The sequence below is a fragment of the Campylobacter sp. Cr9 genome, assembly GCF_020138295.1.
Classification (GTDB): domain Bacteria; phylum Campylobacterota; class Campylobacteria; order Campylobacterales; family Campylobacteraceae; genus Campylobacter_E.
The window spans coordinates 66145-77845 of the sequence record NZ_JACGBH010000011.1 but is presented as its reverse complement, the minus strand read 5'-3'; the positions used below and the strand labels follow the sequence as shown (position 1 = coordinate 77845).

Here is an 11701-nt window from a genome sequence, read left to right as displayed (position 1 = left end):
TTGGTTGCGAAAGAGGGATTTGAACCCCCGTCCTTCGGGTTATGAGGAAAGCGTTCCATTTTTTTAATTTTAATTAGTAATATGTTATTTTTTAATTAAATCTTTATTAACCAAATAAGGATTTGATTAATGGCTAAAAAAAGAAAAATTAAAGAATTTGGATATTTTAAATTAACCCAAGAAGATATAAACGAAACCGAAAACCTATTTAAAGAACTTTTAAAAACCGACACTCTTCAAGCTAAGATTTTATATTTAAACATTTTAACAAGCGACTACATAGAACATAGCGTATTAAATGGACTTTATTCTCCCTTAGAAATTTCTGCTGCTTTATATAACTTAAAAATGTATTTTAATAATGATGTGTTTAGCACAAGTTTAGATTTTTTAAACTTCCATAAACAAGGAAATTAACCTTGATTAAATATGGAATTAGCGATTATGATTTATATTTATGCCAAACAAAGCTATTAAAATCTTTTACTTTTCAAGCTTGTTCTAAATTACAAGATATTTCAAATCAAGATTACATATTAAAACTTAAAGATATTTCTTATAATGCAAATATAAATATTAAATATTCTTATGAATTGCTAAATATAATTAATTCTTACAACGATTTTAATATAACTTTACATTCTAACATACCTTTATTTATAACAATAACCCTTGATGGTTGTTATCGTAGAATGGTAAAAGGCGATTATTCAGAATTTAACGAAACTAGATTGAAAAAAGAATTTCCAAAGCATTTAAGACATAAGTATTATTTAGAACTTCCTTTAACTATTAAAGAATGTTACGAAATTTTAAATTATCAGCATAAAAAAATGCGCGATAGGTATTTAAATAAATATAAAGATGTAAAGCACGATTTTATAAAAGTTCCCGAACCACATAAAAACGGAATTCCACATATTCACGCTTTATGGTTTATTCCTAATGATAAATCCTTAATTAAATATTTAAAAAAAATATTCAAAGAATGTTGCCCTGCTCCCCAAAACCACTCACAAAAAGGCTTAACAATAGACCAAAAACGAAATAAAGAAACGCAAGGATTTCAACTAAGCGTAAGCAACTCAACGGGATACATTGTAAAGTATATATTTAAAACATTTAGAAATATACATAAAAATGATTTTAAAATTAATAAATTAAATGCTTGGTATATTCATCATAAAATAAGAAGACTTACACGCTCTCACATAAAAACATATAATAATTATAATTTTAGTTTAGGCGTATATCGTAAATTAAGGGGTTTTTTATATTCATTAGGCTACAAAAATATAAGCTTAGTTTTATGGGAATTTTTTAATGATGAAAACTGCTTTATAAAGTATAATTTAAACCCTAAAAAAGGTGAGATTTTTATTAATTTAGGTTTGCGTTTTGTGGATATTTATTACACTAAAAAAGAAACTATCATAATCAAATACTTAAACAATGAAAAAACCATTATTAAAGAAAAACAAGTAATAAAAAATAAAACCTATGTTTTATCATACGACAAGGATACTTTAAACTACACTTACAAATTATATTACGAAGATTTTATTTCAGCCTAAGGATTTATAATGTTATTAAAAGAACTTTTTATTATGTATTTTAATATGTATTCAAATACTTTAAAACCTAGCACATACTTAAGTAATTACCATACTTTCCTAAAGCATTTTAATAATACAAATATGGGTAATACTGAAGTAAAAAATATTAATTTTATAACCTTACAAAGTTTTATAAATCAACTTTTAGAACAAGGGTATAAGCCAAAAACGGCTAAGAATATATTATCAATTTTAAGCGTTACATTAGAATTAGGCGAACGCTTAGGACTTATTGAAAGAAATTATTGCAATCTTGTAAAATTACCTAGATTTGATAATAAAGTTTATTTTAGACATAGCACACAAACCCAACAAGATATAATTAAGGCAATTATTTATAACGATAATAAATACAAAGATATTTTTTTATTCTTATTACACGGAAGAAGAAAAAACGAAGTATTAAGCATTAAATGGGAAGATATAGATTTTATAAATGAAAGTTATATAATACGCTCCGAAAATTGTAAAATCTCTAAAACTATGGAATATTCTTTAACCCCTTTATTAAAATATAGATTAAAAGAACATTATAAAAATACTCTTTTCAACTCTCCTAAAGATTATGTATTCACAAATCCAGATACGGCAAATAAATATGTAGATTTGCGTAAATCTTGGAATAACTTTTTAAATAAAAACAATTTACCAAAAATGAGACTTCACGATATAAGGCACTTAATAGGAACATACGCTGTTAATCATCTAGGGCTTAGTATGGAAAGCGTAATGCTTACACTAGGACACGCTAACATTACTACTACTCATCACTATTTAACACGCAATAAAAACCTTTCAAAAATGGTAATTAATAGTATCTTAGAAAGTATCATTATTCCTAATAATAATGATGATTTACATAAAGCCGAGTAAATAAAAAAACTTAAATTGGGGTTATTAGGGGCTTGCCCCTAATTAACAACGAACACGCCAAAGCGTGTGAGTGGAAGCATTGAAAAACGAAGTTTTTCAAACTCTACCTATTCTAACGCATAAAAACGCCCTTTATTTCAAAAATCTACTAAAAACAATGATAACTCTTTCTTATTAGCCCTTAATAACTTTAAGCTTAATTACGCTTATTTAAAAGCTATATCTTAAAGTTTATAAAATCTAATGCTAAATTATGTAAAAAGAGCAATAAAGGGCGTGAGTTATGGCGGGGGGCGTGAGCCCAACGCCGTAACGAACCCCGCCCCTTGTCTTATTTATACAAATTTGCGAGATTTTAAAAATTCGCCCCTTAAAAGCCTATCACATAGGCATTTTACCCCTATTAAGTTTCATCTAAGAAAAGCAATAAACCAACATAAAAAAACAACATTTTCTAAGTAAAATAAAACTAAACTATTTTAAGAATTTTTTAAGTTCAAAGATGTTAGAATTCTTAACATTTAAAAAAAAAGAAGTCTGATAAAGATTTATATATTAAATAAGTATTCTAATAATGCTAAAATGGTTGCGAAAGAGGGATTTGAACCCCCGTCCTTCGGGTTATGAGCCCGACGAGCTAACCACTGCTCTATTTCGCGATAAGTAAAAGTGGATGGGGTAAAGGGATTCGAACCCCTGAATGACAGGACCAAAACCTGTTGCCTTACCGCTTGGCGATACCCCAACAAATTAAAAGCGAGATTATATATAAAAAAAAATATTTTGTCAAGAGAATTTTTTAAAAAAAATTATTTTTTACTTTTTTATGCTTTTCTAAACATCTATATATAATTTTTACATAAACTAAATAAAAATAATTATTAAAAGGAAAAATATGTCTTTTGTAAGTATAAAAGAAGGAATAGAAGAATTAAAAAAAGGCAATATGTTAATAATGCTAGATGCCGAAGATAGAGAAAACGAAGGAGATATAATATTTCCTGCAGAGTTTAGCACGCCTGATAAGGTTAATTTTACTTTAACTCATGCAAGAGGTGTTGTATGTGTTGCGCTTGATAGAAAAATCGCTGAGTATTTTGAATTACCACTAATGGTTCCAAAAAACACTTCAAATCATGAAACAGCATTTACCATAACAGTAGATATTAAAACAGCAAGCACAGGTGTTAGTTCAATTGAAAGAGATGCAACCATAAAGCTATTTGCTGATAAAAATGCAAAAGCTAGTGATTTTGTAAGGCCTGGCCATATAAACCCACTAATAGCAAAAGATGGCGGAGTTTTAGTAAGAACTGGTCATACAGAAGGAACGGTTGATATGTGCAAACTAGCTGGACTTACTCCTGCTTGTGTGATTTGCGAGATAATGAATCCAGATGGCACAATGGCAAGGCGTGATGATTTAGTAGAGTTTGGAAAAAAACATAATATTAAATTAGTTACAATTGAAGATTTAATAAAATATAGACTTCAAAACGAAAGCCTAATAACAAAAATTAGCGAAGAAAATACAAAACTACTAGATAAAGATGTAAAAAAGATTACATATAAAGACTTTTTAGGTGATATTCATACAATTTTTTCTTTTGCAGGTAAAAATGAAAAAAGCTTAATTAAATTCTATAAAAGCTCAAATGATGTAAATATCTTAAACTCAACAAAGCTAGAAGAAACTTTAAAATCAATTGATGAACTAAGTAAAAATGGTGGAATGCTAGTATTTATGGAAGGTACTAAGAGTGATGAGAAAAATTATGGAATAGGAGCGCAAATTCTAAAAGATTTAGGAGTTGATAATTTTGAATTATTAGGTAATTCAAGTCAATTTGCAGCTTTAAGCGGATTTGGTCTAAATATAAAAAATATGTAACAATTCAAATTCCTATTTCAAATTCTAAGAATTTGAAATAGGAAAAACAAAATTATTTATTTAACCCTAAAACCTTGCAGTATTCACAATAAACACAACTTACAGAACGCTTTGCACATACTAAAGGTATGTTTCTTTTCTTAGCTTGGCTTTTGATTTTCTTCATTGTATTGTGGTTTAAAAAACTAGTAAGCATTACAACACAGCCAGTATCTTGCGGAATGCTTTGACGATTAACTCTATTTTCATTTCTAGCATCCCAATGCGTAATACTCTTTGCTCCTAAATCATGTAAAACTGCCTTAATAGGTGTAATCTCATCAGCGCCAATGACCAAAACTGACATAAACTCTCCTTAAATTAATTTTGAGTATTATACTCAAAATAACCTTTAAAGAAACTGATTATTATTATAAAATTATTTAATACAAATAATCGTATATTTATTTTAATTTTCGTATATAATATGAGTATAAATGTAATAATATAATTTAATTAGTATTAAAAATACAAAAATAAGATATTTTATACTATTAAAATCATATTTAATCATTAAAATACATAAAATATTAATTATATAGTATATTTAACTAGCATTCTTGTATAAAGGTTTTAAACTTTCGTATGCTATATTTATTTCTTCAAATTTTTCTTTTAATACTTTTTTTACTTCATCGCTTTTTTCTGCATGAAAATCTGGGTGATATGCTTTACTAAGTTTTAAATATTTACTTCTTACTTCGGTAAAACTAGCTCCTACTTCAACCCCTAAAGTCTTGAAATGTTCTTCAAGTAACATACATATATTTAAAAATCTATTATCTTTTTTAAGCTCATTTTTGATTTCTTTTTTAAACTGTAAATACGCAAGCTCGCTTAAAGAAAAGCTTATGCAGTAATTTAAATGCTCACAACAAGCACATAATTTATCTAATAAACTTAAAGTATTTTCATCTTTGTATGTGATGATAAATTTGTTTTTAATAATATTTATTTCATGTTCTTTAAAATAATTGCTAAGGTATAAAATCAAGTTTTTTTCAAGATTTGAAAAGTTTAAAATAATGTCCTTTTTCATGAAGTCTAATTTACAATTTAACACTATTTTTAAAGTATTTACGCTTACTAAATTAAGCTTAAATTTCTTATAATATGCTGTGTTTATGTTTTGTAAATTTTCATTATTATATTTTCTATTTAATATAGATAATAATTTTAAAAAATATCTTCTTTGCGGTATCTCGCTCTCTACATAAAAAGAAATTAATTTGCTTTTCTTACCTATATTTTGTGAAAAATTTTTATTTATTATTTCTTTCATTTCTTTAAAAAAAGAAAAATCTTGAGTATTAATACTAATTGATTCTAGATTTTGTATAACTTGCATTTATCACCTTTTCTTAAAGTTTTTTAATAATAAGCAATTTTTATTCCAAAATCTAAATTCCTAATTCAAATTCTTAAGTGTTATGAATTAAAAAAATGTATGATTTTATAAAAATCAAGAATAATTTATTCTTGATTTTCAAAGTTTTCTAAAGCTTTTTCGCTTAATAATTTTTTATTTTTTATCCCTAAACTTCTTAGATTTTCTAAACGATTTGCCACACTACCCTTGCCGTATAAGTGTGTATCAATTTTCGCAAAGCTTGATTCTGAGTGTTTTTTAAGCTTTTCGTAATCTTCATAAAATGAAGCGAACTTATCATAAAATTTGCCAAATTCTGTGAAAATATTTAAAGCATTTTGATTCATTTCATAATTCTTCCAACCAAAATAAATCATCTTAAGTCCCATAAATAAAGTAGTAGGACTTACTATAAAAATCTTTTTAGCTTCTGCCTTTTTAAAAATCTCACTATCGCATTCAAGCGCTAAATCCAAAATATTTTGATATGGCACAAACAACAATACATATTCATTCGCATATTCAACCACATTTTCATATTCTTTTTTAGCCAATTCATTTATTCTTGCGTTTAAATTATTTGCGATTTCATTTTTATAAATATTTGCATCATCACTGCTTGGCAAAGAGAACTTAGAATCAATTATCACACATTTTTTTGGCTCAAAATATACAATAGCATCAGGTCTTTTAAATCTATTGTTCTCATCTTTAAAGCTTTCTTGCATATAAAAATGCTCATTTTCTATAAGCCCGCTAGCAAGTAAGCATTGCTTAAGCATAATTTCTCCAAAATCCCCACGAGCTTTCTTATCCCCCTTTAAAAGATTTGCAAACTCATCAGCCTTTTTGCCTAAATTTTGGCTAGTTTCAAACATGGTTTTAATGTTGTTTTCTATACTGGTGTTTTGTTTTAATAAAGTTTTTTCATATTCGCTAATTTGCTCTTTTAATGGGCTAAAAATCTTAGTTAAAAGCTCATTTGAATTAGTAAGCAATAATTTAGTATTTTCTTCATAAATTAATTTTGAGCTTTTTTCATTTTGCTCTTTTAGATTTTCTTCTAAGGTTTTTAGCATATTTTCGTATTTAATTTCTAAGCTTTTTAAACTATTTTCATATAGTTTTATCTTTTCACTTAAAGCTTCGTTTTTAGAAAACTCGGTGTGAAATTTATTTACAAAATTATCTAAATTTGCTTTTAAATCATTTTTAATTTCACACTCATTTTCTAATTTTTCTTTAGTATTTTTAAGCTCTTCATTTAGCCTTGAAAGTTCTAAATTTTGGCTTTCGTTTTGATTTGTTTTAGTATTTAATTCATTCTTACAATGCCTTAATTCCTGATTCAAATTCTCGTTTGAAATAGCTAAAAATTCCTTATCTTTTGCAAAAGCTAAAAGCTCATTTTTAAACACATTAATCTTATTTGTATAATGAAAAACAATAAAGACTAAAATAAGCAAAAATACTAATAAAATTGCCGCTAAAATAAGCTCATCATTAAGCATTTAAAACGCCTAATAATCTTTCATAATCAGCCTTTGTATCAATACCAAAAGACTTTGTATTAATCTCGCACATTTTAATAATCTTACCATTTTCAATAGCTCTTAATTGCTCTAATTTTTCAATATGCTCTAGGTTTGATTTAAGGCTTATAAATTCTTTTAAAGATTTTGCTGTATATGCATAAATGCCTAAATGATGATTATAACTCACGCCTTTTTTGTCCCTATCAAAAGGAATTGCAGCTCTTGAAAAATATATAGCATTTTGCTTAGTATCAAGCACTACTTTTACGGTGTTTTCATCACTAGGATTATCTTTAATAGTATAACAACTCGCCATAAAAAACTCATCTTTAAACTTAAGGCAAAATTCTTTAAATTTAATTAAATTTTCCTTTTCAAAAAGTGGCTCATCTGCTTGAAGATTTATAATAATCTCATCATCGTTAAGCTCTAAAATATCCACACACTCAGCAAGCCTTTCTGTTCCACTTTCGTGATTTTGACTAGTTAAAACTGCTTTTATGTTATATTCTTTTGCAAGCTCACAAACTTGCTCGCTATCCGTTGCAATCACAACTTCATCAACCTTACTTGCATTAAGTGCTGTATAAATACACATAGGAATGCCATTAATTGGCACTAAGATTTTCTCGCTAAAGCGAGATGATTTAAGTCTTGCAGGAATTATTATCATTGCTTTATCCATTCTATTATTGTATTTTTGATTTCATCAACTTTTATATCTTTTGCATAATAAGTATTAGAATTAAGTGCATTTAATAGATTTTCATTTAGCTTGTAATTATACTTTTTAGCATAGTCTTTTATGCTTGTTAGCTCATCTTTGAAAATCCCTAAAGCCTTGTTAATACTAGGAGTAAATTTGCTCCATTCAGCAGTTGAGCATATAACATTAAAACTATCATCAAGAGCATTAATAGCCGTTGCTGTATGTGGGTCTAGTAAATAATCTTTATAAGCTTTAATATTTTCTAAAGTCTCTTTATCGCTACATTTATAAGCTATAAAATGCTCTTTTAATTTTGCTAATTCATCATTTGTAATTTTAAAGAATTTATTTTTTTCTAAACTTTCATAAAGTTCTTTTGTCCTACTAGCACCAAAGAAATAATACATTAAGCGTTCAAGATTTGATGATTTTAGAATATCCATAGCAGGAGAATGAGTGCATTTAAACGCCCTATTTCTTAAATCATATTCGCCAGTAGTAAAAAAGTCATAAAGAATAGTGTTTTCATTACTTACGATTTTTATTTTATCAATATTTGCACCCATTTGTTTAGCGTAAAAACAAGCAAGAGCATTACCGAAATTTCCACTTGGAATTATCACATTAACAGCCTTATCGTATTGAAGACTTAAATAATAATGATATAGTAATTGATACATTATTCTTCCAAAATTAAGCGAATTTGCAGCACTTAAGTTATAGCCACTTTTTGAAATTGCTTCTTTAAAATCTTTATCGTTTAACAGCTCTTTTAATTTACTTTGTGCATCATCAAAATTGCCATCAATTGCTAAAACCAAAGAATTACCATAATCAACATTAGCCATTTGCTTTTCTTGAACTTTACTGGTTTTTCCTTTTGGGAAGATACAAACTACTTTTGAGTTTTTGTTTTTAGAAAAAGCGCTAAGAGTTGCAGGGCCTGTATCGCCACTTGTAGCACATATAATTAATTGCTTTTTATCATCCATAAGCCTTGCAAGTGGAGCTAAAGCAAGGTCTTTAAATGCTCTTGTTTTGCCATGAAATAATTCGCATATATGAGTTTTACTATCAAGTTTTTTAATAACAAAAGGCTCTTTTGTATCAAATTCTAAATACTCATCTAAAGTCTTTAAAAACTCATCTAAATTATCACTAAAATTAACAAAAACCTTCTTTGCAAAATCTTTATAAGATAAATTTTTTAATTCATTAATATCAAGCTTTTTAAACTCATTAGGGCAAAATAAACCGCCATCACTTGATAGTGGAGAATTAAGCGCATTTTTAAAATCACTCTTAATATCTTCGTTTCTACTTGAATAAAATATCATCATTTCTCCTTTAAAAATTTTAAATATTCTTTACTTGCTTTAAATTTATAATACACAAACTCAAAACATTCGTAATTATGGTGTTTTTTGATTACTTTATAAACTTTTTTAACATTATTTGATTTAATTTCTAAGCAATATTCATCATCATTTTGTATTTTGCCTTGCCATTTATAAATACTTTCAAGTTTTATTATATGAACACATTTGCTTAAATCTTTTTTCACTAATTTTTGTGCTATTTTTTTAAGTATTGTTTCATCATTACTAGTTGTCTTTATTAGATACATCAAACTCCTTTAAATAATCATTTATAGCATTTTTTAATTCATCATAAATTATTAATTCTTCATCAATTATTACAAGGCTTAAGCCAAAATCTTTCATTTTTACATAGTCTTTTTTACTAAGCAAAATATGTTTTGCATTGTGTTTTTTTAAAAGATTTATGATTTCATCTTTATTAAATTCAGCATGGTCATTATAAAAATAATGAGCTTTTACAAAGTCTTTATAAACTAATAATCTAAAAGGCTTAGCAATTGCAGAAATTAAAATCATATCTTCTTTTATTTCTTTTATATAAGATTTTCTTACAAAATGAATATCTTCATAAGCATTAAAATTTGCTAATTTTTCATAAGATTTAGGAAGTCTATAAGCACCACTTGGCAAGCAAAAATTATATTTATATTTGATTTTAGAATTGAGCAAAATATCAAATTTGTTTATATTTTGCTTACTAAAAGCATCATCTAAAATAACGCATTTTGCACCTAATTCTAGTGCTTTTTGAATGCCTTTTACTCTATCTTCGCTAACAATAACATTTGCTTTAGTAAATATCGCATGTTCCATTGCTTCATCGCCAGAACTTGCTAAATCGCATAGAATTTGATTTCGGAATTTCACCAAAACTACGCCTTTACTTTTACGCTTATAACCACGAAGAATAATAAAAATATTATCTTGATATTTTGAGTATAAAATATCGCTTAAAGCCTTACAAAAAGGAGTTTTTCCATTGCCACCTACGCTAATATTTCCTATACTAATTATAGGAATATTAAAATTATATTTTTTTTGTTTTTTAAAAGAAATTATTGAAATTAAAGCATAAAGCAAAGAAAATGGCAAAAGCAAAAAAATAATCAACTTTTGCCATATTGAAGGTTTAAAAAAATACCTATCTAAAAAACTCATTAAATCCAGCTTGAATCAAGAGTTTTTATAGCATCACAAACTCTTTTTACATCTTCATCGCTAAGATTTATATGAATAGGAATTGATAAAATTTGAGCATAATTTGCTAAAGCATTTGGAAAATCATTGATTTTTAAATTATACTTTTGCTTATAATATGTTAGAAAATTAAGCGGAATAAAGTGAATTCCTGTGTTAATTCCCATTTCTTTTAATTTTCTTGCGAAATTATCTCTATTTTTATCAACTTTTATAATATATCTTAAGAATGTATGCTCTTTATCAATTGCAGGTAATTTAATATGTTTTAAATTTTTTAATTCTTCATCATAAATTTTAGCAATCTCTCTTCTTCTTTTTAAATAATATTTATAATTTTTTACTTTTGATAAAGCTAAAGATGCACAAACTTTTGTTATCTCGTATTCATGACCTATATCAGTTACATCGTAAAAATAACCTAAGTTTCCATCATTTCCCCAAGCATTAGATGAAATTCCGTTTGAGTTTAGCAATTTAGCTCTTTCATAAACTTTATCATCATTAATTACTAAAAATCCACCTGCAAAAACAGGGTCTTTTCTCATAGCATTAAAACCAAAAGATGAGATTAAATCCTTACTTCCAACTAATTCGCCTTTATATTCCATACCTAATGCAAATCCGCAATCATTAATAACTGCTACATTAAATTTATTACAAAGTTCTCTTATTTCATCAAGTTTTGCAGCAAGTCCAGCAGTGTGATTTACGAAAACTGCTCTTAATTTTTTATGATTATGTTTTATTAAAGCTTGTTCTAAACTTGCAATATCAATATTAAAACTATCAAGCTCAACATCAACAAATATAGGCTCAGCATCAAAATATCTAATGCTTTGAGCTATTGTTGGAAATGAATTTACAGAACAAATCACTTTATCTCCACGCTTTAAATCAATTGCACTTAAAGCTAAATGATGTGCTGCTGTATGATTATTCGTTAATACAATATGAGAGCCTTTGTAAATCTCTTTTAAATTATCTTCTAGCATCTGAATAGTATTTATATCATCATCAAGTGACTTAATTAAAAACTCTTTATCATCTTCTGTTATAACATTCAAAAAACAAGAAATTTCTTTCATAT

12 protein-coding genes and 2 tRNA genes are annotated in these 11701 nt (G+C 26.6%); 4 read left to right on the top strand and 10 right to left on the bottom strand.

All coding sequences use genetic code 11. The features are described from left to right. Window positions 1–129: 129 nt before the first annotated feature. Genes AVANS14531_RS06725 through AVANS14531_RS06715 form a run of 3 tightly spaced genes read left to right on the top strand, consistent with a single transcriptional unit; the run spans window position 130 to window position 2489 of the window. Window positions 130–417, top strand: coding sequence for a hypothetical protein (locus AVANS14531_RS06725; protein ID WP_336611794.1), 288 nt, complete (start codon window positions 130–132; stop codon window positions 415–417). A gap of 2 nt (window positions 418–419) precedes the next feature. Further along, window positions 420–1574 (top strand): rolling circle replication-associated protein, encoded by a 1155-nt coding sequence (locus AVANS14531_RS06720; RefSeq protein WP_336611793.1) that lies wholly within the window; start codon window positions 420–422, stop codon window positions 1572–1574. 9 nt (window positions 1575–1583) lie between these two features. Then, window positions 1584–2489: a tyrosine-type recombinase/integrase gene (locus tag AVANS14531_RS06715; RefSeq protein ID WP_336611792.1), complete on the top strand. Its 906-nt coding sequence runs from the start codon at window positions 1584–1586 to the stop codon at window positions 2487–2489. Between the two features lie 583 nt (window positions 2490–3072). On the opposite strand, the gene AVANS14531_RS06710 is transcribed toward AVANS14531_RS06715, so the two are convergent. Continuing rightward, window positions 3073–3148 (bottom strand) — tRNA-Met (locus AVANS14531_RS06710). Between the two features lie 11 nt (window positions 3149–3159). Beyond that, window positions 3160–3234: transfer RNA gene (locus tag AVANS14531_RS06705), tRNA-Gln, on the bottom strand. Between the two features lie 150 nt (window positions 3235–3384). Between AVANS14531_RS06705 and AVANS14531_RS06700 the strand changes: the two genes are divergently transcribed. Next, entirely contained in the window at window positions 3385–4380 is a 996-nt protein-coding gene (locus AVANS14531_RS06700; protein ID WP_336611791.1) for a bifunctional 3,4-dihydroxy-2-butanone 4-phosphate synthase/GTP cyclohydrolase II, read from the top strand. 52 nt (window positions 4381–4432) lie between these two features. Here the strand turns inward: AVANS14531_RS06700 and AVANS14531_RS06695 are convergent, their stop codons facing one another. From AVANS14531_RS06695 to AVANS14531_RS06660, 8 genes are all read right to left on the bottom strand, one after another. After that, entirely contained in the window at window positions 4433–4726 is a 294-nt protein-coding gene (locus AVANS14531_RS06695) for a DUF2325 domain-containing protein (RefSeq protein ID WP_239818231.1), read from the bottom strand. Between the two features lie 240 nt (window positions 4727–4966). Beyond that, window positions 4967–5767, bottom strand: coding sequence for a J domain-containing protein (locus tag AVANS14531_RS06690; protein ID WP_239818230.1), 801 nt, complete (start codon window positions 5765–5767; stop codon window positions 4967–4969). 125 nt (window positions 5768–5892) lie between these two features. Beyond that, window positions 5893–7299: a DNA recombination protein RmuC gene (rmuC, locus tag AVANS14531_RS06685; protein ID WP_336611790.1), complete on the bottom strand. Its 1407-nt coding sequence runs from the start codon at window positions 7297–7299 to the stop codon at window positions 5893–5895. Beyond that, the gene (gene kdsB, locus AVANS14531_RS06680) at window positions 7292–7996 is read right to left on the bottom strand and encodes a 3-deoxy-manno-octulosonate cytidylyltransferase (protein ID WP_336611789.1); all 705 of its coding nucleotides are present in this window, start codon (window positions 7994–7996) and stop codon (window positions 7292–7294) included. The genes rmuC and kdsB overlap by 8 nt, the downstream gene beginning before the upstream one ends. Continuing rightward, window positions 7993–9369, bottom strand: coding sequence for a threonine synthase (gene thrC, locus AVANS14531_RS06675; RefSeq protein WP_336611788.1), 1377 nt, complete (start codon window positions 9367–9369; stop codon window positions 7993–7995). Before thrC ends, kdsB begins: the two co-directional genes overlap by 4 nt. Further along, window positions 9369–9659 (bottom strand): divalent cation tolerance protein CutA, encoded by a 291-nt coding sequence (gene cutA / locus AVANS14531_RS06670; protein WP_336611787.1) that lies wholly within the window; start codon window positions 9657–9659, stop codon window positions 9369–9371. Before cutA ends, thrC begins: the two co-directional genes overlap by 1 nt. After that, the gene (locus AVANS14531_RS06665) at window positions 9637–10572 is read right to left on the bottom strand and encodes a tetraacyldisaccharide 4'-kinase (protein WP_336611786.1); all 936 of its coding nucleotides are present in this window, start codon (window positions 10570–10572) and stop codon (window positions 9637–9639) included. Before AVANS14531_RS06665 ends, cutA begins: the two co-directional genes overlap by 23 nt. Beyond that, window positions 10572–11699 (bottom strand): DegT/DnrJ/EryC1/StrS family aminotransferase, encoded by a 1128-nt coding sequence (locus tag AVANS14531_RS06660; RefSeq protein ID WP_336611785.1) that lies wholly within the window; start codon window positions 11697–11699, stop codon window positions 10572–10574. Before AVANS14531_RS06660 ends, AVANS14531_RS06665 begins: the two co-directional genes overlap by 1 nt. Between the last annotated feature and the right edge of the window lie 2 nt (window positions 11700–11701).